The organism is Pseudomonas sp. S36 (assembly GCF_016647875.1).
GTDB lineage: Bacteria > Pseudomonadota > Gammaproteobacteria > Pseudomonadales > Pseudomonadaceae > Aquipseudomonas > Aquipseudomonas parafulva.
Genome location: NZ_JACVVG010000001.1, coordinates 196,178 through 222,710 on the forward strand (window position 1 = coordinate 196,178; position 26,533 = coordinate 222,710).

At 64.7% G+C, this 26,533-nt stretch carries 21 protein-coding genes and 1 pseudogene; 13 read left to right on the forward strand and 9 right to left on the reverse strand.

Annotated features, from left to right (window positions below; genetic code table 11):
• Window positions 1-2: 2 nt before the first annotated feature.
• Window positions 3-1,322 carry a Na+/H+ antiporter family protein gene (locus IAE36_RS00830; RefSeq protein WP_201209706.1) on the reverse strand — a complete coding sequence of 440 codons (1,320 nt, stop codon included), beginning with the start codon at window positions 1,320-1,322 and terminating at the stop codon, window positions 3-5.
• A 535-nt stretch (window positions 1,323-1,857) separates the two neighbouring features.
• Here IAE36_RS00830 and IAE36_RS23960 point away from each other — a divergent pair.
• The 6 genes and pseudogenes from IAE36_RS23960 to IAE36_RS00855 form a co-directional block, all read left to right on the forward strand.
• Window positions 1,858-2,823 (forward strand): annotated as a pseudogene (locus IAE36_RS23960) (PDC sensor domain-containing protein); the annotation flags it as partial.
• Between the two features lie 102 nt (window positions 2,824-2,925).
• Window positions 2,926-3,681, forward strand: coding sequence for a methyl-accepting chemotaxis protein (locus tag IAE36_RS23965; protein ID WP_371262495.1), 756 nt, complete (start codon window positions 2,926-2,928; stop codon window positions 3,679-3,681).
• A 72-nt stretch (window positions 3,682-3,753) separates the two neighbouring features.
• Complete coding sequence (locus IAE36_RS00840) at window positions 3,754-4,776, forward strand: ABC transporter substrate-binding protein (RefSeq protein ID WP_201209710.1); 1,023 nt, start codon at window positions 3,754-3,756, stop codon at window positions 4,774-4,776.
• Entirely contained in the window at window positions 4,773-5,621 is an 849-nt protein-coding gene (locus IAE36_RS00845; protein WP_201209712.1) for an ABC transporter permease, read from the forward strand. Before IAE36_RS00840 ends, IAE36_RS00845 begins: the two co-directional genes overlap by 4 nt.
• 86 nt (window positions 5,622-5,707) lie before the next feature.
• Window positions 5,708-6,625 (forward strand): AEC family transporter, encoded by a 918-nt coding sequence (locus tag IAE36_RS00850; RefSeq protein ID WP_201209714.1) that lies wholly within the window; start codon window positions 5,708-5,710, stop codon window positions 6,623-6,625.
• A gap of 246 nt (window positions 6,626-6,871) precedes the next feature.
• Window positions 6,872-7,723: a CAP domain-containing protein gene (locus tag IAE36_RS00855; protein WP_201161610.1), complete on the forward strand. Its 852-nt coding sequence runs from the start codon at window positions 6,872-6,874 to the stop codon at window positions 7,721-7,723.
• A 31-nt stretch (window positions 7,724-7,754) separates the two neighbouring features.
• Here the strand turns inward: IAE36_RS00855 and IAE36_RS00860 are convergent, their stop codons facing one another.
• On the reverse strand, window positions 7,755-8,723 hold the full coding sequence (locus IAE36_RS00860; RefSeq protein ID WP_201209716.1) for a GlxA family transcriptional regulator: 969 nt from the start codon (window positions 8,721-8,723) through the stop codon (window positions 7,755-7,757).
• 101 nt (window positions 8,724-8,824) lie between these two features.
• Between IAE36_RS00860 and IAE36_RS00865 the strand changes: the two genes are divergently transcribed.
• The 3 genes from IAE36_RS00865 to IAE36_RS00875 all read left to right on the forward strand — a co-directional run bounded on the left by IAE36_RS00865 (window position 8,825) and on the right by IAE36_RS00875 (window position 13,500).
• On the forward strand, window positions 8,825-9,436 hold the full coding sequence (locus tag IAE36_RS00865) for a LysE family translocator (RefSeq protein WP_201209718.1): 612 nt from the start codon (window positions 8,825-8,827) through the stop codon (window positions 9,434-9,436).
• Between the two features lie 211 nt (window positions 9,437-9,647).
• A complete protein-coding gene (locus tag IAE36_RS00870) occupies window positions 9,648-12,065 on the forward strand; it encodes a glucose/quinate/shikimate family membrane-bound PQQ-dependent dehydrogenase (RefSeq protein ID WP_201209719.1) in 2,418 nt (805 codons plus the stop codon).
• A gap of 166 nt (window positions 12,066-12,231) precedes the next feature.
• Window positions 12,232-13,500 (forward strand): carbohydrate porin, encoded by a 1,269-nt coding sequence (locus tag IAE36_RS00875; RefSeq protein WP_201209720.1) that lies wholly within the window; start codon window positions 12,232-12,234, stop codon window positions 13,498-13,500.
• Here the strand turns inward: IAE36_RS00875 and argE are convergent.
• Complete coding sequence (gene argE, locus IAE36_RS00880) at window positions 13,484-14,662, reverse strand: acetylornithine deacetylase (RefSeq protein ID WP_201209721.1); 1,179 nt, start codon at window positions 14,660-14,662, stop codon at window positions 13,484-13,486. The genes IAE36_RS00875 and argE overlap by 17 nt on opposite strands.
• Window positions 14,655-15,332 (reverse strand): DUF1028 domain-containing protein, encoded by a 678-nt coding sequence (locus IAE36_RS00885; RefSeq protein WP_201209722.1) that lies wholly within the window; start codon window positions 15,330-15,332, stop codon window positions 14,655-14,657. Before IAE36_RS00885 ends, argE begins: the two co-directional genes overlap by 8 nt.
• Before the next feature lie 299 nt (window positions 15,333-15,631).
• On the opposite strand from IAE36_RS00885, the gene IAE36_RS00890 reads away from it, so the two are divergent.
• Both IAE36_RS00890 and IAE36_RS00895 read left to right on the forward strand, forming a co-directional pair.
• Window positions 15,632-16,951, forward strand: a complete 1,320-nt coding sequence (locus tag IAE36_RS00890; protein ID WP_028633833.1) for a flavin-containing monooxygenase — start codon at window positions 15,632-15,634, stop codon at window positions 16,949-16,951.
• Window positions 16,951-17,367: a RidA family protein gene (locus tag IAE36_RS00895; RefSeq protein WP_201161602.1), complete on the forward strand. Its 417-nt coding sequence runs from the start codon at window positions 16,951-16,953 to the stop codon at window positions 17,365-17,367. Before IAE36_RS00890 ends, IAE36_RS00895 begins: the two co-directional genes overlap by 1 nt.
• Before the next feature lie 13 nt (window positions 17,368-17,380).
• Here IAE36_RS00895 and IAE36_RS00900 read toward each other — a convergent pair whose 3' ends face one another.
• The 4 genes from IAE36_RS00900 to pgm all read right to left on the reverse strand — a co-directional run bounded on the left by IAE36_RS00900 (window position 17,381) and on the right by pgm (window position 23,038).
• Window positions 17,381-19,786, reverse strand: a complete 2,406-nt coding sequence (locus IAE36_RS00900) for a TonB-dependent receptor (RefSeq protein WP_201209723.1) — start codon at window positions 19,784-19,786, stop codon at window positions 17,381-17,383.
• Window positions 19,787-19,852: 66 nt separating this feature from the next.
• On the reverse strand, window positions 19,853-20,812 hold the full coding sequence (locus tag IAE36_RS00905) for a FecR domain-containing protein (RefSeq protein WP_201209724.1): 960 nt from the start codon (window positions 20,810-20,812) through the stop codon (window positions 19,853-19,855).
• Complete coding sequence (locus IAE36_RS00910) at window positions 20,809-21,321, reverse strand: sigma-70 family RNA polymerase sigma factor (protein ID WP_201209726.1); 513 nt, start codon at window positions 21,319-21,321, stop codon at window positions 20,809-20,811. The genes IAE36_RS00905 and IAE36_RS00910 overlap by 4 nt, the downstream gene beginning before the upstream one ends.
• Window positions 21,322-21,400: 79 nt before the next feature.
• Window positions 21,401-23,038 (reverse strand): phosphoglucomutase (alpha-D-glucose-1,6-bisphosphate-dependent), encoded by a 1,638-nt coding sequence (gene pgm / locus IAE36_RS00915; protein ID WP_201209728.1) that lies wholly within the window; start codon window positions 23,036-23,038, stop codon window positions 21,401-21,403.
• 158 nt (window positions 23,039-23,196) lie between these two features.
• On the opposite strand from pgm, the gene IAE36_RS00920 reads away from it, so the two are divergent.
• Entirely contained in the window at window positions 23,197-23,844 is a 648-nt protein-coding gene (locus IAE36_RS00920; protein ID WP_201209730.1) for a DUF1345 domain-containing protein, read from the forward strand.
• Between the two features lie 272 nt (window positions 23,845-24,116).
• Window positions 24,117-24,377 carry a DUF1652 domain-containing protein gene (locus IAE36_RS00925; protein ID WP_028633826.1) on the forward strand — a complete coding sequence of 87 codons (261 nt, stop codon included), beginning with the start codon at window positions 24,117-24,119 and terminating at the stop codon, window positions 24,375-24,377.
• Here the strand turns inward: IAE36_RS00925 and IAE36_RS00930 are convergent.
• Window positions 24,374-26,461, reverse strand: a complete 2,088-nt coding sequence (locus IAE36_RS00930; protein WP_201209732.1) for a putative bifunctional diguanylate cyclase/phosphodiesterase — start codon at window positions 26,459-26,461, stop codon at window positions 24,374-24,376. The genes IAE36_RS00925 and IAE36_RS00930 overlap by 4 nt on opposite strands.
• Window positions 26,462-26,533 lie beyond the last annotated feature (72 nt).

A 26,533-nucleotide genomic window follows, 5' to 3' on the forward strand; every position in this document is an offset into this window, starting at 1 on the left:
CCCTACAACGTCATTGCCGCCAGCCAGCCGAATGCCAGCAGCGGCAAGTTGTAGTGGATGAAGGTCGGTACCACCGTGTCCCAGATATGATGGTGCTGCCCGTCCACATTCAGCCCCGAGGTCGGGCCCAGGGTCGAGTCGGAGGCCGGCGAGCCAGCATCTCCCAAGGCCCCGGCGGTGCCCACGATACACACCGTGGCCAGTGGGTCGAACCCCAACTGCACACACAGCGGCACGAAGATCGCTGCCAGGATCGGCACGGTGGAAAACGACGAGCCAATGCCCATGGTGACCAACAGGCCAACCAACAGCATCAGCAGGGCACCTATACCCTTGCTGTGATCGATCCACTGCGCCGCCGCTTCCACCAGGCTCTTCACTTCCCCGGTGGCCTTCATCACATCGGCAAAGCCCGACGCCGTAATCATGATGAAACCAATCATGGCCATCATCTTCATGCCTTCGGTGAACAGGTCATCGGTATCCCGCCATTTGACGATGCCCGACAGCGAGAAAATCAGGAAGCCGGCCATGGCCCCGATGATCATCGAGTCCAGCACCAGTTGCACGATGAAGGCGGCGACGATCGCCACCCCGGCGACCAGCAGCGTCATGGGGTTGTACTGCACGCTCACCTGCTCAACCTGCTCGATGCGCGCCAGGTCGTAGTCACGTTTCTTGCGGTAGCTGATGAACACTGCCGTCAACAGGCCTACCAGCATGCCTGCCGCTGGGATGGCCATGGCATGGGTGACATTGAGGCCAGTGATGTCCACGCCGGCGCGGGCCACGTTGGCCAGCAGAATCTGGTTGAGGAAGATGTTGCCAAACCCCACGGGCAGGAAAATGTAAGGGGTAATAAGGCCAAAGGTGATGACGCAGGCAATCAGCCGGCGGTCGATGCGCAGGCGGGTAAGCACATACAGCAGCGGCGGCACCAGCAGGGGGATGAAGGCAATATGAATGGGCAGGATGTTCTGCGAACACACGGCAACCACCAGCATCAGGCCGATCATCAGCCACTTTACCTTGCCGCCATTGGCATGCCCCTGCCGGTCGATCATGGCCAGTGCCCGGTCGGCCAGTGCGTGGGCCAGCCCGGATTTGGCAATGGCCACGGCAAAGGCGCCGAGCAAGGCATACGACAACGCCACCGTGGCCCCTCCCCCCAGGCCACCGTTGAAGGCCTTGAGGGTGCCGTCGATGCCCAGGCCACCGACCAGCCCGCCCACCAGGGCACCGATGATCAGGGCGATGACCACGTGCACGCGGGACAGGCTGAGTATCAGCATGATGCCGACCGCGGCGATCACTGCATTCATGTTGGCTTACCTCATAACGACGGAAAAAAAGCGCGCACTCTGAAGCAGTGAGCCGCAGATGTCAAAAACGCCATGTTGCGGCGTTTTACCCGCGGCCCTTCGGTTAAATTGAACGTTTGAATAAAGAAAGCGCTCTTGACGCCGATAGCCCTGTGGGGCTGCGAAGCGCCCCTTCGAAGCCATAACCCTTACTCTTAGAAAAGGGACACGCCCCATGCCTTTGCGACAACTTTCCATCCAATGGAAGATCACCCTGCTTGCCGGCCTGTGCCTGGCAGGCATCGTCACCCTGCTCGTCGGCCTGTCGCTGTACCGCATGGACCACAGCTCCGACCTGGTGAAGGCCAGCAGCATGCAGATGCTGACCGAGTCGGCCCAATCGCGCATCGAATCCCAGGGTGAAGTGCAGGCACTCAACATCCGCCGCCAGTTCATGGATGCCTACCAGTACGGTGCCGGGTTTGCCCGCCAGGTGCTGTTCCTGCGCGAGCAGGCGGAAAAACGCTTCCTTGATGCGTTCGACCTGCGTGAAGACATGACCCGCCAGGTACGCGCCGCGCTGCAGGCAAACCCTGAACTGCTCGGGCTGTCACTGGTGTTCGAGCCCAATGCGCTGGACAACAAGGACAGCCTGTTTGCCGGCAAGCCGGAGCTGGGCAGCAACGAAACCGGGCGCTTTGCCCTGTACTGGTCGCAGCCGCGCGCCGGTCAGCTGACGTCCATGGCGCTCCCGGAGCACGACATGGCCGACACCGACATCGGCCCCAGCGGCCAGCCCGCCAATACCTGGTGGGTGTGCCCGCGCACCACCGGCAAGGTCTGCGTGGTAGAGCCCTACTTCTACGACATCGACGGCCAGCAGGTGCTGATGACCAGCATCGTGTTCCCGCTCACGGTAGACGGCAAGATCATCGCCACGCTCTCGGCCGACATCAACCTGAACAGCTTGCAGGCGCTGAGCCAGGAAGCCAGTGCCAGCCTCTACGAAGGCCGTACCACAGTGGGCATCCTCAGCCCTGTGGGCTTGCTGGCCGGCTACAGCGCCGACGCCAGCAAACTGGCCCAGCGCTTCGACCAGGTGGATACCGCCAAGGGCGCCGAACTGGTACGCAAGCTGGCCGATGGCAAGATGGTCATTCTCAACGACCGCCAGCGCCTCAAGGTGCTGGCGGCCTTCCGCCCCATCCCCGACGCCAAGCCCTGGGGCGTGCTGCTGGATGTGCCGGAAAACGCCCTGACCGGCCCCGCCGAAGCCCTGAAGCAGGAACTGGATGCGCTGAATACCAGCGGCACCCTGCTGGAACTCGGCCTGGGCCTTGCCGCCGCGATTCTGGGGTTGCTGCTGGTGTGGCTGATGGCTCGCGGGGTGACCCGGCCGATTCTGGGCGTGGCCGCGATGCTCAAGGACATCGCCAGCGGCGAAGGTGACCTGACCCGCCGCCTGACCTACCAGAAGCAGGATGAACTGGGGGAGCTGGCCGGCTGGTTCAACCGGTTCCTGGACAAGTTGCAGCCGACCATCGCCGAGGTGAAGGAGTCGGTGCATGCTGCCCGTTCCACCGCCGACCAGTCGTCGGCCATCGCCACTGAAACCAGCGCCGGGATGGAGCAGCAGTATCGCCAGGTCGATCAGGTGGCCACCGCCTCCCACGAGATGAGCGCAACCGCCCAGGATGTAGCGCGCAGCGCTGCGCAGGCCGCACAGGCTGCACGCGAGGCCGACCAGGCCACCCGCGAGGGCCTGGCGGTGATCGAGCGCACCACCCACAGCATCGATGCCCTGGCATCGGACATGAGCGGCGCCATGGCCGAGGTGCAAGGCCTGGCGCAGAACAGCGAGAAGATTGGCTCAGTGCTGGAAGTGATCCGCTCCATTGCCGAACAGACCAACCTGCTGGCGCTCAACGCCGCCATTGAAGCCGCACGCGCCGGCGAGGCCGGGCGTGGCTTTGCCGTAGTCGCCGACGAAGTGCGCAACCTGGCCCAGCGCACCCAGCAGTCGGTGGAGGAAACCCGCCAGGTGATCGAAGCGCTGCAGGACGGCACCCGTGAGGTGGTAGGCGCCATGGACAATAGCCATCGCCAGGCCCAAAGCGGTGTGCAGCAGGTGGGCCAGGCGGTTACCGCGCTGCAGCGCATTGGCCAGGCGGTCACGGTGATTACCGACATGAACCTGCAGATTGCCTCGGCCGCTGAAGAGCAAAGCGCGGTGGCCGAGGAAATCAACAGCAACGTGGCGACCATTCGCGACGTCACCGAATCGCTGTCTGGCCAGGCCAACGAATCAGCGCGCGTGAGCCAATCGCTCAACAGCCTGGCCAACCAGCAGCAGGCGCTGATGGACCAGTTCCGCGTCTAAGCCTGCCAGGGCTGTTCATCCCGTCGTCTACACTTGCCCCATTCCCAAGGTGCCGTAGACGACGAGGTGTTCATGAAGAAAGGCCCAACGCTGCTATTGGGGGCGCTGCTGGCGCTGGGGCTGGGGCTGGCCAGTGCAGACAGTGCAGCGGCAGCGCAACCGCAAGCGCCGATCCACTTCGGCGCCATTGGCTGGGAAAGCGGCGCATTCACCACCGAATTGCTGCGCGTGATCGCCGAGCGCGGTTACGGCCATGCCACCGACACCCTGCCCGGCAGCACCGTCAGCATGGAAGTGGCCCTGGCGCGCAACGACCTGCAAGTGATCGCCGAAGAATGGGCTGGCCGCAGCCCGGCCTGGGTCAAGGCTGAGCAGGCCGGGCAGGTGTTCGCACTGGGCGACACCGTGAAGCATGCCGAGGAAGGCTGGTGGGTGCCGGCCTATGTGGTCGAAGGTGACACCGCTCGCAATATCAAACCCCTGGCGCCGCAGTTGCGCAGTGTCGAGGACCTGAAACAGTACCCTCAGGTGTTCCGCGACCCCGAGGCGCCAGGCAAGGGGCGCTTCCTCAACAGCCCCAGCGGCTGGACGTCTGAAACCGTCAACAGCCAGAAGCTCAAGGCCTACGGCCTGAACGACCTGTACAGCAATTTCCGCAGCGGCTCTGGCGCAGCGATGGATGCCGAAATCGGCTCGGCGATCCGGCGTGGCCAGCCGGTGCTGTTCTATTACTGGAACCCTACCCCGTTGATGGGCCGGTACAAGCTCATTCGGCTACAGGAACCGCCCTTCGACGCCCAGGCCTGGGCAACGCTCACCGATGCCGCCAACCCGGCGCCCAAGGGCAGCAGTTCATTGCCGGCCAAGCTGTCGATCGGGGTGTCCAAGGCGTTCCGTGACAACTACCCCGACCTGGTGAAGGTGTTCGAGCAGGTCGATTTGCCCATTGACCTGCTTAACCGCACCCTGGCAAGCATGAGCGAGAAACGCACACCCCCACGGGAAGCTGCACTGGCGTTCATGCGCGACAACCCGGCAGTGTGGAAAGCGTGGCTGCCCGCGGACATCGCGGCCAAGGTCGAGGCCAGCCTGTGAGTGAGGGCTTTCCACAAGCGTTGCAGTTCTCATTTGCCGACGGCATCAACAGGCTGGTGGACTGGCTGGTACTGAACTATGGCGACCACCTGCGCGCGGTGTCCGACCAACTTCTGCAGGTGCTGGTCGGGTTGGAAAACCTGCTGCGTTTGGTGCCCTGGTGGCTGCTGCTGTTACTGGTGGGCCTGGTGGCATGGCACGCCACCCGCAGCGGTGTGCGAAGCCTGGTGCTTGTGGGGTTGCTGGCGCTGATCGGCATGCTCGGGCTGTGGGACAAGCTGCTGCAAACCCTTGCCCTGGTGCTGGTGAGCACCGGCCTGTGCGTGCTGATCGGTGTACCGCTCGGTATTCTGCTGGCCGCACGCCCACTGGCCCGGCGGCTGATCATGCCAGTGCTGGACGTAATGCAGACACTGCCGGCGTTCGTCTACCTGATTCCCGTGCTGATGCTGTTCGGCCTGGGCAAAGTGCCTGCGGTGTTCGCCACCCTGATCTACGCCCTGCCACCGCTGGTGCGCCTGACCCAACTAGGCCTGGCCCAGATCGACCCTTCGCTGTTGCAAGCCGCACACGGGCTGGGCGCCAGCCGCTGGCAGCGGTTGCGGCGCATCGCACTGCCGCTGGCACTGCCGAGCATCATGGCCGGCCTCAACCAGTCGGTGATGATGGCCCTGTCGATGGTGGTGGTGGCCTCGATGATCGGTGCACGGGGGCTGGGCGAGGACGTGCTGGCGGGCATCCAGACGCTGAACGTTGGCCAGGGCATGGAAGCGGGGCTGGCCATTGTGGCGTTGGCCATGGTGATCGACCGCATCAGCCAGGCTTACGGCCGCGGGCGGCGTTGACGCAGCGACCAAAGCGTTTTCGGCGTTTCTAAAGCCTGCGCGCAACCGGTACGCTATGCGCCGTACCCGGCCACGGATCACCGAACATGCTGCACTTGCTGCTGACCACGCTGTTGCCGATCATCCTGTTGATCGCCTTGGGCACCTTTCTGCGCATCAGGGGGTTCCTGGCCGACGGTTTCTGGCCGGGTGCCGAACGCCTGAGCTACTACGTACTGCTGCCCTCGCTGTTTCTACATGGGCTGGCCACCGCCAACCTTGATGGCGTGCCGGTGTTGGGCATGGTAGCGGTGTTGATGCTCTCGACCGTGGCCGGCGCAGTGCTGCTGATGCTTTACCAGGGCATCAGCCAGCACGACGGCGCTGACTTCACGTCAGTCTTCCAGGGCGGGGTGCGCTTCAACAACTATATTGGGGCGACCCTGGCCGCCGGCATTTACGGCACGGCCGGCATTGCCTTGGCGGCGGTAGCCAACGCGGCCATCGTGCCCCTGGTCAACTTGCTTTGCGTGCTGGTGTTTGCACGCTTCAGCGCGCGCCACAGCTCGCCCCTTACGGTGCTGCGTGCGATCTTCGCCAACCCGCTGATCATCGGCTGCGCTGGCGGGCTGCTACTGCGGGTTACCGGCCTGGGCCTGCCCGCCGGCATCGAGCCGACGGTCAAGGCGCTGGGCCAGGCCGCGCTGCCACTCGGGCTGTTGTGCGTGGGCGCGGCGCTGGGCGGCGCGCGCGTGGGCCAGCAGGTGCGGCCTGTAATGGCCGCGTCGGGCTTCAAGTTCCTGGTCATGCCGACCTTGGCGTGGGCGTTGTGCCGGCTGCTTGGCCTCAGTGGCCAGGCGGCGGTGGTCGCGGTGCTGTTCCAGGCGCTACCCACCGCATCGTCCTCCTACGTCATGGCCAGGCAGATGGGCGGCAACGCACCGCTGATGGCAGCCATCATTGCGCTGCAGACAGTAACGGCTGCAGCGACCCTGCCTTTGGTGTTGATGCTGACGCTGGACTAAACCGCTGGGCCGACGCTCAAGGGAACGTGCTACCACGCTGAATCGTTGCACAAGCTCGGCCGCCTTCAGATCACCCAATCGCACTTTTGCCTCTGGCTGCGGTCCATTGCCGCTTAGGGTAAAACGCACGGCACATCGGTGCATGCCAACCCGTTCAATGGGTTGCACAGGCTCGGGCGTAAACCACCGGGCTTGTGTAGGATGAGCAGCGCGAACCACGACGCTGCCAGTTACAGGGAGATCCACATGCGCGTCCTGCCATCCGTTGCTGCCTTTTCGCTGGGCCTGCTTGTCTCGACTGGAGCGCTGGCGGTAACCGGCGAAGAGGCGCAGCTGATCGACTCGATCAATGTCTACCGCAGCACGGCACAGTCCTGTGGCACAGAGGCTTCGCTGGAGCTTCCCCCGCTCAACAGCGATACACGCCTGGCGTTGTCGCCGGAGGGCACCCGCGACCTGCAGCAGGCCATGACCCGTGCGGCCTACCCCATGGTCAACGTGCAGGCCATCAGCCTGTCCGGCCCGCGCGATGCCCGTGCGGCCATGCATGCCATCGAAGAAAGCTTTTGTCAGGTGGTGCTCGACCCGCAGTTCGTGGACATCGGCGTCAGCCAGGAAGGGCGAGACTGGCGGATCGTGCTGGCGCGCCCTCTGCTAAGCGGTCGCCTGGGTGACTGGCAGGCCGAAGGGCAGAAGGTACTGCAGGCAATCAATGCAGCACGCCAGCAACCGCGCCAGTGCGGTGGCCAGCCGTTCGCCGCCGCGCCGCCACTTACCTGGAACGCCGTACTGGCTGGAGTGGCTGCCAACCATACGCGGGCCATGGCCAACCAGAACTTCTTCGACCATATCGACAAGGATGGCCGTACGCCGGGTGATCGCGCCGAACTGGCCGGGTACCTGTACCAGCAGATTGGCGAGAACATCACCGCTGGCCGCGACACTGCGCAAAAGGTGGTTCAAGGCTGGCTCGACAGCCCTGGGCATTGCGCAACCCTGATGAACCCGGACTTCCGTGACCTGGGCGCCGCCTATGCCACCGACCCGAAAAGCGATGCTGGCATTTATTGGACCGGCCTGTTCGGCACCCCCCAGTAATCGGGCCAGGCCGGTCTGACAGGCGTCAGGCCTACCCGCCTCCTGCGCGCAACTGCTGCGCCGTACAAGCAAAACGCTTGCGCACGCATTTGCCCAGGTGGCTGGCGTCCCCCAACCCCACCTCGTAGGCGATCTGCGCCAGGCTGTGGCTTGAGTTGAGCAGGCGCCAGCGCGCCTGTTGCAGACGCATCTCGTGCCACCAGGCCTTGGCACTCATGCCCTGGCTGGCCTGGAACTGCCGGTCCAGTTGCCGCCTGCTGATCCCCAGTTCAGCCGCCAGGTGCTCCACAGGCAATGGCGTGCCCAGGTGATGGCGCATCAGCGCCTGCGCGCGTGCCACCAGTCTGCCTGTGGCGTGCCCAGGCTCCAGCGTTTGCAATGCGTGGTGGCTGTCACGGGGTTCATCCATCAGCATGTCTGCCAGCCCTTTCAGCGCTCGGGCTCGCCCACACGCTTTTGCCAGCAAGGCCACAACCAGGTCGACAACCGCGGTACCCCCCGCGCAGGTGATGCGGTCGCCATCAATGCAGAACAGCTGCTCCGGGAGCATCTGCAGGTGAGGGAACGCAGCGCGAAATTCAGCTTGATGGCGCCAGTGAATCACCGCCCTGTGTCCTCGCAGAAGGCCGCACGCTGCCAGCAAAAAAGCTGCGTTGTCCACGCCCACCAACTTCACCCCTGCCCTCGCGGCTTTTTTCAGCAGGCCTTCGTAGTCTGGCGCCTTGGCCGCCGTTGCCATGGCGCCTCGACCACCCAGCAGCACCAGGTAGTCAAAACCAGACACTTCCAGCTGATCGACTGCAGCCTCCACCTGCACCACCGCACCGCAGCTGGAGGCGACCGGCTCTGCCGTCAGCCCGGCCACTGTCCAGGCGCAATAACGCTGGCGGCTGTAATCCTCGTCGTCAGCGCTGAAACGCAGCTTGTCGAGCAGAGCACCGAAAGGAAGCAGGGCAAAATCGGGCATCGGTACGATCAGCAAGCGAATGTCGGGGTGCATACGGCTGTCCAGATATGACCATGGAATGACCAGATACTACCCTGCACCCGTCAGCAAGGCCTCCTAAACTGACGCTCTTTCCGGCAACTGGCGTTCGCAGCATGGCAATCGAAATCTGGCTTATCTACCTGCTGGCCAGTGCTGGGCTGGCCGTTACCCCTGGGCCCAACAGCCTGCTGGCCCTCACCCACGGCGCACTCTATGGCGCAGGTCGCACCCTGTTCACCATTCTCGGCGGCGTGGTGGGGTTCGTTGCGCTGATCGCCTTGGCCATGTTCGGCATCGGTGCGCTGTTGCAGGCATACCCGTCAGCGTTGAGCGGGCTGAAATGGGCGGGCGGTGCCTACCTGGTGTGGCTGGGCATTCAACTGTGGCGCAGCCCGGGGCTTCACCTCGCAGCAGCCGGGCATGGGGCTGTACAGGGCAATGGCAGCCTGTTTCTCCAAGGCCTGCTGTCGGCCCTGGCCAACCCCAAGGTACTGCTGTTCTACGGCGCCTTCTTGCCGCAGTTCATCGACCCGCAGCGCGGCCTGCCCGTGCAGTTCGCGGTGATGGCAGCCACCTTTGCCAGTGTCGAGCTTGCGGTGGAGTACCTGTTGGCCCGCTTGGCGTTTCGCATCCGGCCGTGGCTGAACCAGGGCGGCGCCGGGTTCAACCGTTGTTGCGGTGGGCTGTTCGTGGTGATTGGTTTACTGCTGCCGCTTGGCGCCTAGCTATCAACGGGTTCTACGAAAGTCTACACCTGGATTTAATAACGTTTTTAGCCGCAAGTTAACTTGTATTTGTGAGGCATTTGCCGATATTTGGCAGCATTTTATAAGTTCCAGGCCTGCGACAATCAGCCTCAGAATATTTTGTACCAACTTGTTAATTAGCAAGCTAAGCGTTTAAACTCGGCGCATTCCACCTGCTGAGATCCCTGGCATGACACACACTCCGCGCACTTCTGGCGCCTCAACCTTCGTCCTGGGCGGGCTGGGCATCATCATTGCCCTGCTTGGCCTTCTGCTGGCCGCCGGCGGCTTCAAGCTCGCCGGCCTGGGCGGTTCCTGGTACTTCCTGATCGGCGGCCTGGCCATGGCCCTGGCCGGCATCCTCATCGCCCGGCGCAAGCGGGCCGGGGCCTGGCTGTATGCCGTGTTCCTGCTGGGTACCGTGCTGTGGGCCCTGGCTGACGCCGGCCTGGTGTTCTGGCCGCTGTTCTCGCGCCTGTTCATGTTCGGCGCCATCGGCGCGGTCGTCGCCCTTGCCTACCCGATGCTGGCACGGGCCAGCGGCGCAAGCGCAGGCCGCAGCGCCTACGGCGTGGCGGCGGTCATGGGCGTAGTGCTGGCGATTGCCGCCGGCAACATGTTCGTCGCCCACCCCAGCGTTGCGCCCACTGGCAACGGCCCTGGCCTGACCCCGGTGGAGCCCGGCACCGCACAGAAAGACTGGGCCCACTATGGCAATACCGAAGGTGGCAGCCGCTTCGCAGCGCTGGACCAGATCCGCCGTGACAACGTCGACAAACTGAAAGTGGCGTGGACCTACCACACCGGCGACGTGGCCATCAGTGACGGCAACGGGGCCGAAGACCAGCTCACCCCGTTGCAGATTGGCAACAAGGTGTTCATCTGCACCCCACACAACAACCTGATCGCGCTGGATGCCGATACCGGCAAGGAGCTGTGGAAGAACGCCATCAACGCGCAGTCCAAGGTCTGGCAGCGCTGCCGTGGCATGGCTTACTTCGACGCCACCACGGCCGTGGCCCAGCCTACCCAGCCCAACAGCACCCCGGTCAGCGTCGCCAGCGTGCCTGCGGGTGCCAACTGCCAGCGCCGCCTGCTCACCAACACCATCGACGGCCGCCTGATTGCCGTGGATGCCGACAACGGTGAGTTCTGCCAGGGCTTTGGCAACAATGGCCAAGTCGACCTCAAGGCTGGCCTGGGCGATGTACCGGACTCCTACTACCAGCTGTCCTCGGCGCCGCTGATGGCCGGCACCACGGTGGTGGTTGGCGGGCGTGTTGCCGACAACGTACAGACCGACATGCCAGGCGGTGTGATCCGTGGCTTCGACGTGTATACCGGGGCCATGCGCTGGGCGTTCGACCCGGGCAACCCGCAAGACCGTCAGGCGCCACAGGGTGACAACACCTACGTGCGCAGCACCCCCAACAGCTGGGCGCCGATGTCCTACGACCCGGCGATGAACACCGTGTTCCTGCCCATGGGCTCGTCCTCCACCGACATCTACGGTGTGGAACGCAACAAGCTGGACCACACCTATGGCGCTTCGGTCCTGGCCCTGGACGCGACTACCGGCAACCAGAAGTGGGTCTATCAGACTGTCCACAACGACCTGTGGGACTTCGACCTGCCGATGCAGCCAAGCCTGATCGACTTCACCAAGGACGACGGCCAGTCGGTGCCTGCGGTGGTGATCGGCACCAAGGCCGGGCAGATCTACGTGCTGGACCGCGCCACCGGCAAGCCGCTGACCCAGGTCGACGAAGTACCGGTCAAGCCGAGCAACATCCCCAACGAGCCTTACTCGCCAACCCAGCCTAAGTCGGTGGGCATGCCGCAGATCGGTGCGCAGACCCTGACCGAGTCGGACATGTGGGGGGCCACCCCGTACGATCAGCTGCTGTGCCGCATCGACTTCAAGAAAATGCGCTACGACGGCCTGTACACCGCGCCAGGCACGGACCTGTCGCTGAGCTTCCCCGGCTCGCTGGGCGGCATGAACTGGGGCAGTATTTCCACTGACCCGGTGCATGGCTTCATCTTCGTCAACGACATGCGCCTGGGCCTGTGGATCCAGATGATCCCGTCGCAAAACCAGGGCAAGGCAGCCTCCGGTGGCGAGTCGTTGAACACCGGCATGGGCGCGGTACCGCTCAAAGGCACGCCGTATGCGGTGAACAAGAACCGCTTCCTGTCGGTGGCCGGCATTCCGTGCCAGGCTCCTCCGTTCGGCACCCTCACTGCCATCGACATGAAAACCCGCCAGGTGGCCTGGCAGGTCCCGGTTGGCACCGTGGAAGACACCGGCCCACTGGGCATCCGCATGCACCTGCCCATCAAGATCGGCCTGCCGACACTCGGTGGCACCCTGTCGACCCAAGGCGGGCTGGTATTCATTGCCGGCACCCAGGACTTCTACCTGCGCGCCTATGACAGCAGCAACGGTAACGAGATCTGGAAAGCACGCCTGCCGGTGGGTAGCCAGGGTGGCCCGATGACCTATGTGTCGCCCAAGACCGGCAAGCAGTACGTGGTGATCACCGCCGGCGGCGCACGCCAGTCGACTGACCGGGGCGACTATGTGATCGCTTACGCCCTGCCTTGAGACCGTGTCGCCCTTGGCGCGGGTGAGCCTGCTCCTACAAGGAGCAGGCGCACCCAACCCCACAGCCGGCCCGGTGCGCCGGCTTGTACAGGCGGGTGTGCTACCCGCCTGTGTGAGGGCGGTTTTACCCGCCAAGAGGCCCTGAAAGACTCCCCGAGACCCCGCAATGCTATCCGCAACCCGCATGACTCCTGCTTTGCTGCTGGCCCTGGCCAGCACCCCTGCCCTCGCCGACGGCGACCTGATGACCCGCAGCACGCTGACAGGCGACTGGGGCGGCCTGCGCCATCAGCTTGAGGCAGACGGCATCCGCTTCACCGCCGACTACAGCGGTGAAACCGCCTACAACGCTCACGGCGGCCTGCACCGCTCGGCGCGTTACTCGCAAAACGTCAAACTGGGCGTCCAGTTTGACCTGTCCAAGCTGTATGGCCTGGACAATGGCGGTAAGGTGCAGCTGACCATCAACGATCGCCGGGGCAACAGCGCCTCCGAAGACCTGGTAGGCAACCGACTGCCGATTCAGGAAAACTACGGCGGCCTCTACACCCGCCTGACCGAACTGAGCTACGAGCGCACCCTGTTTACCCCGGCGCTGAACGTGAAGCTCGGCTACATGGCCATGGGCAACGACCTGGGCGGCCTGGACAGTGGCATTTTGTGCAACTTCATGAATGCCGGTTTCTGCGGCCACCCGCTGAACATGTCCGGTGGTAGCGGCTGGACCAACTACCCCAACGCCCGTCTTGGCGTGCGCGTGAAGTACGACCTGTCGCCCGCCTGGCAACTGCGGGTTGCCGCCTTCAACGTCGACCCGGAAAGCAACGGCAATTCCAGCCGGGCCTGGCACCTGCGGCCCAAGCACACTACTGGCACCGTGGTGCCGGTTGAGCTGGTCTACAAGCTTCAGGGCGAGCTGCCCGGCGAGTACAAGCTGGGTTACTACTACGACAGCTCCGACGCCAAGCGTATCGGCAGCGACAAGCAGGTGGCGGGCCGCGGCGGCCACTACCTGCTGATTGACCAGGCCGTGTGGAACGACCCTGGCCTGCCAGGGCGCAGCCTGCATGCTTTTGGCCAGTACTCGGCGTCCAGCAAGGCGGCTTCGCCTTTCACCAAGTGGTATGGCGCAGGCGTGGTGTTGTATCAACCGTTCCAGGGGCGGCCGCGGGATACCGTGGCCCTGGGCTACGGCCGTGCGGTGCCCAACCCACGCAGCCGGGACGTCCAGCAAGCGGCTGCCTTCGATGCCGGGCGCCCCTACCCGGACATCGACAGCGCCGAGCAGTTGATCGAACTGAGTTACGGCTACCAGGCCACACCGTGGCTGAACCTGCGGCCGGATGTGCAGTACATCATCGAGCCAGGCGCGTTCTCTGGCAAAGCCATCGACAACGCCCTGGTGGTCGGGCTGCAGGTCAAGGCCAGCTTCTGACAGGCATCTGGCGCAGGTAGGCCACCAGCCTGGCCAACATCGCGTCACACGCCCGCAACTGCTCGACGCTGACGAACTCGTCGGGCTTGTGGCCCTGGTCCATGCTACCAGGGCCACACACCACGGTCGGGATACCGGCCTGGTCGAACAGCCCTCCTTCCGTGCCAAATGCCACCGTACCGAAAGCCTCCGAGCCACTGAGCAACGCCAGCAACTGCGCCGCCTCGCTGTCTGCCGGGGTCGCCAGCCCAGGGTAGGCACTCAAGGGTTGCAGGCGAATAGCGCTCTCGCGGTTGACCTTGCGCATCCGTGGCAGCAACTCGGCGTCGGCATACTGCTGCAACTCGCTGGCTACCGTGGCGGCATCGAAGCCTGGCAAGGCCCGCACTTCGAAATCGAACTCGCAATGCGCCGGCACGATATTGAGCGCCGTGCCCCCTTTGATCACGCCGGTCTGCACCGTGGAGAACGGCGGGTCGAAACGGCAGTCATGCCGTTCGGGGCTGGCCAGCGCCTCACCCAAGTCACCCAGTTTGCCAATCAGCTTGGCCGCATATTCGATGGCATTGACCCCGTACGGAGCGTACGCCGAGTGGCAGGCTGCACCCTGCACCTGGCAGCGCACGGCCAGCTTGCCCTTGTGCCCAAGCACCGGTTTGAGTTCGGTAGGCTCGCCGATCAGGCAGAGCCGGGGCTTGAGCGGGCGCTGTTCAAGGGCGGCCAGCATGGAGCGCACCCCCAGGCAGCCCACCTCTTCGTCATAGGAAAATGCCAGGTGCACAGGCATGCGCAGCGGCTCGGCCAGCAATGCCGGGACAGCCGCCAGCACCGAGGCGATGAAGCCTTTCATGTCGGCGGTGCCCCGCCCATAAAGCCGGCCGTCGTGCTCGCTGAGCGCGAACGGCGCCACCGTCCAGGCCTGGCCATCGACCGGCACCACGTCGGTATGCCCCGACAGCACAATACCCGCGACGTCTGTGGGGCCGATGGTGGCGAACAGGTTGGCCTTGGTGCCCTCTGTGTTGAGGAACAGCTCACTGGCAACGCCCAGGCTGGCCAGGTAGTCGCGCACGAAGCCGATCAGGTCGAGGTTGGAGTCGCGGCTGACCGTGGCATAGCCCACCAACCGGGCCAACAGCGCGCGGCTGGCGAACTCACTCATCGCCCGCCACCCCGTAGCTGGGGGCTGCGGTCGGGTCCAGGGCGCGGGTCACATAGTCTTGCATCTGCGGGCGATAGGCCTGCCACAAGCCCTGCAGGGCGCCGATGGGGTCGTTGTCGGCCCAGTCTACCCGCAGGTCCACCAGCGGCCAGGTCAGCTCGCCGGCAACCTTGAGCGCGGCAGAATGGACCGGCCCGGCTTCACCGCCTGCCGCCATCGCCGCGTGCATGGCGGCCAGCAGGCGGTCAGCCAGGTGCCCGCTGGCCTGCTCGAATGCCTGCACCATGGCCTCTATCACGGCGGCCGAGGCCAACAGGTTACCGGCTGCCGCGCACTGCTCCCCGGCCACGGCATGATGGGTGCCAAGCGCTTCACGCCCGGTGAACAGCGCCACCTGGCCGTGGCTGTCGATCACCGTGACCTGGCGATACTCACTCCAGCCATTGGCGCTCAGCACCTGGTCCAGGGCGGTGGCCGGGGGCAGTTGCCCGCGCTCAAGGGCGTCGAGAATCTGCGGCCCGAGGGCGGGCAAGGTGATGTTCTGCGTAGCAACCGCGCCTACCCCGGCCCTGACCCAGGGGCAGCGGGCACCGACCGCGATGCTGGAAGAACTGATGGCGATACCGACCTGGCCGGTTTCCTGGCAGCGCCCGATGATGGAGAAGGTCATGGCATGGATCCTGTTGTGCTATGCGGTTGGAAGGCATTCTGCGAGCAAACCCGAGGCCCAGGAAACCACCTTTTTCCGAGGCCTTGAGCAACAAAAAACTAACCCTTCGCCCCCCGCTGGCACGCCCGAACGGCCACCATGCACGGTGCACCCCCGGCCCGTCGGGGCCTTCGCCAATTTATCGGCAAGCACCAGCTAAATACTATTTTCGCCATTGTCCGGGCATCCCTAGTCTGGCCCCAGGTAAACGGCGGTCTTCCAACCGACCTCACAAAAACCGCCTGAACAAGGGCTCGGACATGACACTGAACAACCTCGAAATCGACACCCTCGTCGTCGGCGCCGGCCAGGCCGGTGTGGCCATGAGCGAACACCTGAGCAAGCTGGGCGTGCCGCACTTGGTACTGGAACGCAACCGCATTGCCGAAGCCTGGCGCACCGGCCGCTGGGATTCGCTGGTGGCCAACGGCCCGGTATGGCACGACCGCTTCCCGGGCCTGGCGTTCGACATGGACGCTGATGCCTTTGCCGGCAAGGACCAGGTAGCCGACTACTTCGAACACTACGTACGCAAGTACAACCTGCCGGTGCGCACCGGCATCGAGGTGCGCAAGGTAGTGCGCAACAGCGACCGCCCCGGCTTCACCATCGAAACCAACGAGGGCGTGATCCGCGCCAACCGGGTGGTGGCTGCCACCGGGCCGTTCCAGAAGCCAGTGATCCCGGCCATCGCCCCCAAGGACACCAACCTGCATCAGATCCACTCGGCGGCCTACTTCAACCCGCAGCAACTGCCTGAAGGTGCCGTGCTGGTGGTGGGCGCCGGGTCTTCCGGGGTGCAGATTGCCGAAGAACTGATGCGCGCCGGGCGCCAGGTGTACCTGTCGGTGGGGGCCCATGACCGCCCACCGCGCGCCTACCGCAACCGCGACTTCTGCTGGTGGCTGGGGGTGCTGGGCGAATGGGATGCCGAAATCGCCAAGCCTGGGCGCGAACACGTCACCATCGCGGTAAGTGGTGCCCGTGGCGGCCATACCGTCGATTTTCGCGCCCTCGCCCACCAGGGCATGACCCTGGTCGGCCTGACCCAGTCGTTCAGCGATGGCGTCGCGCACTTCCAGGACAACCTGGTAGAAAACATCAACCGCGGCGACGAGAACTACCTGGCCCTGCTCGATGCTGCCGATGCCTACGTAGCGCGCAACGGCCTGGACCTGCCCGAAGAGCCCGACGCCCGCAAACGCCTGCCCGACCCGGCCTGCATGCGCACCCCGCTGCGCCAACTGGACCTGGCCGAGGCCGGTGTGGCCACCATCATCTGGGCGACCGGCTACGGCGTGGACTTCAGCTGGCTGCAGGTGGACACCTTCGATGCCAACGGCAAGCCCCAGCACCAGCGCGGTGTCGCCCGCGAGCCCGGCGTGTACTTCCTCGGCCTGCCCTGGTTGTCGCGCCGTGGCTCCTCGTTCATCTGGGGCGTATGGCACGACGCCAAGCACGTCGCTGGCCACATCGCCACCCAGCGCACCTACCTGGCCTACCGCGACCGCGAGCAGCGCGCCGCCGATGACCAGCCACACCCCAAGCTCAGCACCGTCAGCACCCTAGGAGCCCACTGATGCCTACCCACACCCGCATCCGCATGTTCAACACCAAGGTCACCTACCCCAACCAGACCCTGGACAACGACCTGTGCCAGGCGGTGCGCGCCGGCAACACGGTCTATGTTCGCGGCCAGGTAGGCACCGACTTCGAAGGTAACCTGGTAGGCCTGGGCGACCCCCGGGCGCAGGCCGAGCAAGCCATGAAGAACGTCAAGCAATTGCTGGAAGAAGCCGGTTCCGACCTGTCGCACATCGTCAAGACCACCACCTACATCACCGACCCGCGTTTCCGCGAGCCGGTGTACAAGGAAGTGGGCAAATGGCTGAAGGGGGTGTTCCCCATTTCCACCGGCCTGGTGGTTGCCGGGCTTGCCCAGGCCGAGTGGCTGATGGAGATCGACGTGATCGCCGTCATTCCCGACCCGGCCTAGCAGCCGCCGGGGCTCAGAAGCCCACGGTGGCGGACAGCAGGTAGGTGCGCGGGGTGGACAAGGTGAGCCCCGGCTCGGCGTCATCGGGCGCACCGGCCGAGCTCCAGTAGCGGTCGTCCAGCACGTTCTCGACACTGGCGCGCAGGGTGACCTGCGTGGCGTCCACCTTGAAGGCATAGCGGGCACCCAGGTCGTAGCGCTCCCAGCCGTCGATCTTCTTGCTGTTGTTCTGGTCCAGGTACTGGGAGCTGGAGTGGGTGCCGCGCGCTGTCAGCGTCAGGCCGTCCACCCCGGGTACGTCCCATTCGGCGCCCAGGTTGACGTTGTATTCCGGAGTGGCGGGGGCGCGGTTGCCGTCATAGGCGCCGCCCACGGTATCGGTCAGTTCGCTGTCGATGTACATCACCCCGCCCAGCAGCCGCACCCCGTCCAGCGGCTCGCCGAACACGCTCAGCTCGATGCCACGGTTGTTGCGCTTGCCATTGGCACCGAACACGCGGGAGCCGGGGTTGGTTTCGTAGGCGGGCTGGCGGATACGGAACGCGCTGGCGGTGAACGCGACCTTGCCCAGGTCGTATTTGGCGCCCACTTCAACCTGGCGGCTGGTGAACGGCGGGAAGATTTCATCTTCGTTGATGGAGGTCGAAGGTGCGATCTTGCCCTGGCTCAAGCCCTCCATGTAGTTGGCGTACAACGACAGCTGGTCGGTGACTTTCAACAGCACGCCGCCCGACGGCGAGACCTTTTCTTCGTCGTAGGCTGTGTCGCCTTTCACACCATCGCTCCAGTCGTCCACCTGCACGCGCTGCCAGCGCAGGCCCAGGGTGACCAGCAGGTTGTCGTCGAAAAAGCCCAACGTGTCGGCCAGGGCCACGCCCGAGAAGCGGTTCTCGGTGTAGTCCTTGGAGTCGCGCCGGGTGGGTGTGCCAGGGGCCGGTATTGCGACTGGGTTGTACAGGTTGCTGGGCGACGACGCATAGCGGGCGCCGCCGTTGGTGAAGTCCATGTAGTAGTAGGTGGCGGCCAGGTTCACCTCGTGGCTGACCGGGCCGGTGTGGAACCAGTTGCGTAACCCGGCCATGGCCGTGCGCACCGACTCGTCACGGGTAAAATCACGTGGCTGCACAGTGAAGTCGCCCGCATCGTTGATGATCGACACGTTGTGGCGCAGGAAGTCATGGTTGCTCTTGCGCGCGCCCACAGCGCCGTAGGCAAGCAGCGATTCGCTGATGTCGTATTCGGCATGCACGGCACCGAAAGTGTCGTTGGTACGTGCCTTGCTCCAGGCCTGGGCGTAGTTGCGGTGCACATCGCTGGCCTTCGGCACCTTGGCGCGCGCGCCTACCAGCACCCGCTCCTGCGGGGCGTCGGTATCGCGCTCGGTATGGCCCAGGTCGGCCGACAGCCGCAGGCGGTCGCCGCGAAAATCCAGGCCCAGCACCGCCATTTCACGGTCGACGCTCTGGTGGTCCCATTCGGTGTCGCCCGATTGCTTCACACCGTTGAAGCGCACGCCGAACTGCTGGCCTTCACCGAAGCGCCGGCCAATGTCCACCGCGCCGCCGGCCTGGCCTGCCGAGGCATAGCTGCCTGTGAACTCGGTGATGGGCTTGTCGGTGGCGCGCTTGGGCTGCACGTTGATGCCGCCCCCTACGCTGCCACGCGGGGCGATGCCGTTGATCAGCTGGCTGGGGCCCTTGATGATGTCCACCCGGTCGGCCATTTCCATGTCGATGGAATAGGTCGGCAGCAGGCCGTACAGGCCGTTGTAGGCCACGTCGCTGTTGAACAGGCTGAAACCGCGAATGGTGAACTGCTCGAAGCGCCCGCCCGCCGGGTTGGTGGTACGTACCGAAGGGTCGCTGGCGACCAGCTCACCCAAGGTGCGCGCCTGCTGGTTCTTGACCAGGTCGCTGGTGTAGCTGGTGATACTGAACGGCGTTTCCATGAAGTCCCGCGCCCCCAGCAGGCCCTGGGCACCCTGCCGCGCCACCTGGCCGCCGGCATAGGGCTGTGCGTCGTTGCCGGCGGGCAGGCCACTGACGATGCTGGTGGGGGCGATTTCCAGGGCAGCGCCCGCTTGCGGTGCCGGCATGAGCGTAAAGGCGCCCTCGCCGACCGGCAGCAGTTGCAGGCCACTGCCGCGCAGCAGGTGCATGAAGCCTTCATCCACGCTGTAGCGGCCAGACAATCCCTCGCTGTTCAAACCACGCACCAGCGCAGGGTCCAGCGAAAGGCTCACGCCAGCCTGGTCGGCAAAGCGGGTCAAGGCCGCGCCAAGGCTGGCGGCAGGTACTTGGTAAGCCCGCCGCACGGGCTCCTCGGCCCAGGTGGGCAGGCTCAGCAGCAGGCTCATGGCAAACAACGGACGCACGGCGCGCACCAGCGGGCGCACGCGGTTGGACTTTACTGCACGCATCTGAAAAAGCTCCCCTTCATGGTCTTCTACCGGTAATGACCGGTGAGCGAAAAAAAGGGGACAGCCTCATGCGGAATTTTCTCGTGGGGCCAGGGTGACCCAATAACGGGTGCGGGCCTGCACCTGCACCGGCAGGCTGGCGGCGAGCAGGGCCAGTACCTGGTCCGTGTCGTCCAGGCGGAAGGTGCCGGTGACCCGCAACCCGTCGATGGCCGGTGACCAGCGCAGCACGCCGGGGCGATACCGGCGCAGCTCGGCCAGCAGTTCGCCCAGGCGGCGATCATCCAGGCGCAGCACGCCCTCGCGCCAGCCCAGCAGCCAGGGTTCCACAGTGGTCACGGCATCCACCCCGCTACCGAGCAGGCTAGCCTGCTGGCCGGCTTCGAGGACCACGGGCGAGCCATTCCCGGGCTGCAGGCGCACGCGGCCACCCGTCACCGATACTCGGCAACCTGAATCCAGCAGGCGCAGACAGACATCGGCGGCGCCTGACCCTTGGCCTCCCAGCTGTACCTGGCCGGTAGGCACCTGCACCCGCAGGTCGAGGTGGCCAGGGGTCTTCACCGCCACCTCTCCCCGCCTGAGTGTGATGCGCCGGCCTGGGCCGTCGATATCCACGGCGCTGTCGGTGTTCAACTGCACCGACGTGCCATCGGCCAGCCGCAATTCGCGGCGTTCGCCCACCCCGGTCCTTACGTCCGCGGCCCAGGCGTCGATAGGCAGTTCGCGGCTGATCAACCAGGCCGACGGTAACAGCACCGCCACGCCCAGTGCCTGCTTGAGCAACGCACGGCGGCCAGCATCCGGCCGGTCCAAGGTTGCCATGGCCAGGCTGCCGGGCAAGCTGCTGAAGCGCTGGCGCAGCAGCAGTGCCTTCTGCCAGGCGTGCTCATGGGCCAGGTTACTGGCCCGCCACTGCTCAAGGCGCAACAGGTCCGCATCGCTGGCACTGCCCGAGTCCAGCAGCGACAGCCAGCGCGCGGCGCCACGCAGGGCATCGCGCATTTCGGAGGGGTGCGGGTTCATTCCAGCTCGGCCAGCAGGCAATGTTCGTAGGCCTGAGCCATGTAGCGCTTTACCGAACGCTCGCAGACGCCAAGGCGCACGCCGATTTCGGCATAGCCCAAGCCCTCGATCTGGCTCCAGAGAAATGCCTTGCGCACCGCAGGCTTCAAGCCATCGAGCAGTTCGTCCAGCGCCTGCAGGGTTTCCAGCAACACCCAGCGCTGCTCGGGCGAGGGCACGTGTTGCTCGGGCAGTTGCGCCAGGGCATCCAGGTAAGCTTGTTCAAGGCTGCGGCGCTGATAGAAGTTGCTGAGCAGGCGCTTGCCCACTGTCAACAGGTAGGCACGCGGTTCGTGAATGTCGGCAAGCGGCTGAGCACTGGCCAGTACGCGCAGGAAGGTGTCCTGGCTGAGGTCGGCAGCATCCCAGGCATTGCCGATGCGCCGGCGCAGCCAGTTTTCCAGCCAGCCGCGATGCTCGCGGTAGAACGCAGGCAGGCTGGGCGTGGGCGGCGGCGCGGCATCGATCATGGGGATGGCCCTGCAGTGGAAGTAAATAGGATTAATTCTAATTTACATCGCACAGCAGGACCAACCTCTTTATCACCTGTCAGGCAATGGCGGCGTCCACAAGCACTTGGGCTTCTTGCACCAGGCGCTGAAGATGCGCTTCATCGATGAAGCTTTCGGCGTAGATCTTGTAGATGTCCTCAGTGCCCGATGGCCGTGCCGCAAACCAGCCATTGGCGGTCATCACCTTGAGGCCACCAATGGCCTGGCCGTTGCCCGGCGCATGGCTCAGCACCTGCACGATCGGCTCGCCGGCCAGTTCCGTGGACTTCACCTGCTCGGGCGCCAGCTTGCTCAGCAGCGCCTTCTGGCGGGCATCCGCCTTGGCCTCTACCCGGGTGGCGTAAGGTTTGCCGAGGGCTGCAGTCAGGTCCGCGTAGGCCTGGCCCGGGTTACGGCCGGTACGGGCAGTCATTTCCGCCGCCAGCAGCGCAGGGATCAGGCCATCCTTGTCGGTCGCCCAGACCGACCCATCACGGCGCAGGAACGAGGCCCCGGCGCTTTCTTCGCCACCAAAACCCAACGCGCCGTCGAACAGCCCCTGGGCGAAATATTTGAAGCCCACCGGCACTTCGTAGAGCTCACGGCCCAGCCGCTCGGTGACACGGTCGATCAAACCGCTGGACACCACGGTCTTGCCCACCGCTGCGTCGCTGCGCCATTGCGGGCGGTGGCGATACAGGTAATCGATGGCCACGGCCAGGTAGTTGTTGGGTTGCAGCAGGCCTTCAGGGGTGACGATGCCGTGGCGGTCGTGGTCCGGGTCGCAGGCGAAGGCCACGTCAAAACGCTCGCGCAGGCCGATCAGGCCCTGCATGGCGTAAGGCGAGGAAGGGTCCATGCGGATCTGGCCGTCCCAGTCCACGCTCATGAAGCGGAAGGTCGGGTCTACCTCGGTGTTCACCACTTCCAGGTCGAGCTTGTAGTGTTCGGCAATGGCCGACCAGTAGCGCACTCCTGCCCCACCCAGCGGGTCGACGCCCAGGCGCAGCTTGGCGGCCCGGATCACGTCGAAGTCGATCACGTTCTCCAGGTCGGCCACGTAATGGCTGACATAGTCGTGGCGGCGGGTGGTCGGCGCCAGCAGCGCCTGGGCATGGTCAATGCGCTTGACCCCGGCGAGGTCCGCCGCCAGCAGTTCATTGGCCTTGTTTTCGATCCACTTGGTGACGTCGCTGTCGGCAGGCCCACCGTTAGTGGGGTTGTACTTGAACCCACCGCTTTGGGGCGGGTTGTGCGACGGGGTAATGACGATGCCGTCGGCCAGGCCCTGCTCGCGCCCGCGGTTGTAGCACAGGATGGCGTGGGAGATGGCGGGTGTCGGGGTGTACTCGTCGTCCTTGGACAGCATCACCTGCACGCCGTTGGCGGCCAGCACCTCCAGGGCGCTGGCGGCAGCAGGTGCCGACAGGGCATGGGTATCGGCGCCAATGAACAACGGGCCGTCGATGCCCTTTTCCTGGCGATACAGGCAGATGGCCTGGGTGATCGCCAGCACATGGTACTCGTTGAAGCTCAACTCGAAGGAGGTGCCCCGGTGCCCTGAGGTGCCAAAGGCTACCCGCTGGGTCGCCACGGCCGCATCCGGGCGGCCGGTGTAATAGGCCGTGAGCAGGCGGGGGATATCAACCAGCACGCTGGCCGGTGCCGGCTTGCCTGCCAAAGGACTGAGCGTCATGCATAAACCTCGAGTTCAACGAATGGTGGGTGTTGGAACGTGCAGTGTACTGAGAGTTGCATGGCGGTGCGATGGGGCCAGTCAACAAACAACCTGGCAACCCGCCAGCTTCTGGGCGGTCTAGAGTGAAGCTCATCAGCCACTGCCTGCGAGGCCCCATGGCATTTCATCGTCTCACCCGTACCCACCCCAGGCTAACCATCGCCGCCATTGTCGGCCTGCTGAGTGGCTGGTTGATCCCAGGCGGCGACAGCGTGCAGCGCATTCTGACCGGCTGGAACCTGGGGGTATGGCTGTACTTGCTCCTGGTGCTGTGGTTGAGCTGGAACGCCAGCCCGGACAACGTACGCAAGGTGGCCCGCACCGAGGACGAAAACGCCGGGCTGGTGTTGCTCACCGTATGCGTGGCCGCCATTGCCAGCCTGGTGGCAGTGACGTTCCAGCTGGTTTCGAGCCGTGGCTTGCACGGCGACGCCCTGGCGGTGCACTACCTGTACACCGGGCTGACGATTGCCGGCTCCTGGCTGCTGATCGGCTGCATCTTCAGCCTGCACTATGCGCGGCTGTTCTATGCCGGGCAGCACCCCGAGCCGCCGCTGCGGTTCGCCGACAACGAATGCAGGCCTGACTACTGGGACTTCCATTACTTCTCTTTCACCATCAGCGTGGCGGTGCAAACATCGGACGTGGGCGTGGCCGGGCGCAACCTGCGCCGGGTGGTGCTGGCCCACTCGTTGGTGGGGTTCGTGTTCAACACGGCCATCCTGGGGTTCACCATCAACATCGCGGCAGGGCTGTTGAATTGAGGCTACCGCCTGTCCGAAAACCTCATGCGGGCGAGGAATGGAGCGCTGCCTCATGGCGCCCAGGATTCGAGGCATCTGGGCCAGGAAAACGTTTGCCCCGCGCCGGCTGTTCAGGCCGTCGGCATCCCCGTCTGTGACCTGGGTCATCCATTGATACATTTGTCATATTTGTGAACGAGAATCGCTCGGTGCAAGTGCTATGGTTACCTTCCCAGCGGTCGCATGACGCGGCCGCCCATCACCATCGTCCAGGCAAGGACAAGGAGGCTGGCATGAACAAGATGACGTTCCCCAACGCCTGCCAGGTGATGCGCTGGCACTTCCATCCGCTTGGCTTCGAAGCCAGCATGGATGCGCCTCGCAGCATGGTCGCGCGGCTGTTCGACCGTGGCACCGGTGTAACACTGCTGGCCATTGCCGGCATCCCCTGCACGGCCATCATGGCGGCAGCGGACGTCGAGCGCATCATCGAGGCGGTCGAGGCCGAAATCGATGCGTTCCAGCCAGCCTTCACACTGCGCGACGCAGGCTAGCCGACTGCAGCCAGCGCCGGGCCCATGGCCTGCAAACCGCTCATGAACTGCTCGGCCGGCACCGGCTGGCCCAGCAGGTACCCTTGCAGCGAATCACAGCCCAGGCGCGTGAGAAACGCCTGCTGCCCCCCGGTCTCTACCCCTTCAGCAACGATGCGCAGGCCTAATGCCTGGCCCAACGCCACAATGGCAGAAACGATGGCCGCATCCTCGCTGTCCTGCTCCAGTTCACGAACAAAGCCACGGTCGATCTTCAATTCGTTGGCCGGTAGCCGCTTGAGGTACAGCAAACTGGAGTAGCCCGTACCAAAGTCGTCGATAGACAGGTCTACCCCCATCTCGGAAAGCCGTCGCAGCACGGCCAGGCTGACGTCAGCGTCGTGCATGGCGGTGGTTTCCGTCACTTCCAGGGTCAGGCAGTTGGCCGGCAGGTAGTTGCTCGCCAGGGCGCTGGCCACGCTGTCAACCAACCCCGCATGGCAAAACTGGATGGCCGACAGGTTCACCGCAATACGCCAGCCGACATGCCCTTCGTTCAACCACTGGCGCATCTGCCGGCAGGCCTCGTTCAGCACCCACTCACCAATGGGCAAGATCAGCCCGGTCTTCTCCGCGAGGCCAATGAAGCGGTCGGGCAACAGCAGGCCGTGTTGAGGGTGTTCCCAGCGCAACAAGGCTTCGGCACCGATCGGCTGGCAGGCCCTGGCGTCGAACTTGGGCTGATAATGCAGACGCAACTGCCGGCGCTCCAAGGCATGGCGCAGGTCCTGCAGCAGTTGCAACTGCTGGCGGGCGTTGCTGTTCATCGACACGTCGAAAAAACTGTAGCCGTTCTTGCCCGCGCTCTTGGCGTGGTACATGGCAGCGTCCGCATTGCGCAGCAGTTCGTGTTGGTCAAGGCCATTGCCCGGGTAAAGCACAATGCCCAGGCTGGCCGACAATTGCAGCTCGTGGTCGGCCACCTGGAAGGGTCGGGACACCAGATTGACCTGCTTGACTGCCACATCCATGGCATCGGCTGGAGTCTGCAGCTCCACCAGCAGCACGAACTCGTCGCCGCCGATACGCGCCAGGGTGTCCTGGCTGTGCAAGTGACCGCGCAGGCGAGCGGCCACCGCCTTGAGCAACAAGTCACCAATGTGGTGGCCAAAGGCATCGTTCACCGGTTTGAAACCGTCCAGGTCGATGAACATCAGCGCAAAGCACCCGCCCTGCTCCGCCACCTTGGCAATCGCCTGCTCGATCCGGTCCGCCAACAGGCTGCGGTTGGGCAACGCAGTAAGGGTGTCGTGCAGCGCCAGTTGGGTGAGCTCCTGGTTGGCCAGGGTCAGCGACCTGGCCAGCTCCGCGGTGCGTACCTCAAGGCGGGCGTCCAGCACCGACGTCAGCAAGGCGACCGCCAGCACAGCCAGGGTGGGGATCAGTACCAGGTAGACCAACCCGTCGCCCTGCAGCCCACCAGGCAAGGCGCCACAATAGCTACCCACCGGGAAACTTGCCGCGGCCATGCCGGTGTAGTGCATGCCGACGATCGCCAGACCCATCACCACCGCAGCCAGGCCCCGAACCTGCCTGACATACGGCGTTTGCCTGCGCAGCCGGAAGGCGATCCACAACGCGGCCGCCGACGCCACCACGGCAATCAACAGCGATGCCATGAACAGTGAGGGGTCGTAGTCGATCCCCGGCAGCATGCGCAGCGCCGCCATGCCGGTGTAATGCATGCTGGCAATGCCGCCGCCCATGATCAGCGCCCCGAACGCCAGCTGTAGCCAGGGCAGGCGTGGCTGGCTGACCAGCCACAGGGCAAAGCCTGAGGACAGCACTGCAATCAGCAGCGACAGCGCGGTCAGGGGCAGGTCATACCCCAGGTCGACCGGAAGGCTCAGGGCAAGCATGCCCACAAAATGCATGGACCACACCCCGGTCCCCATGGCCAGCGCGCCACCCGCCATCCACAAGGCAGCCGCACGGCCTTTGGCCGTAGCGATGCGGCCGGTGAGGTCAAGGGCGGTATAGGACGCCAGGATTGCCACGCACAGCGAAATCAACACCAGCGAAGAGGAGTAGCTAGCGGTCAGCATTTGAGTTTCCGGAGACGGGCCGGGGCGGCCCGGAAAAAGCTGACGATTGTACTCAAGCTTTGGCGAAACGCA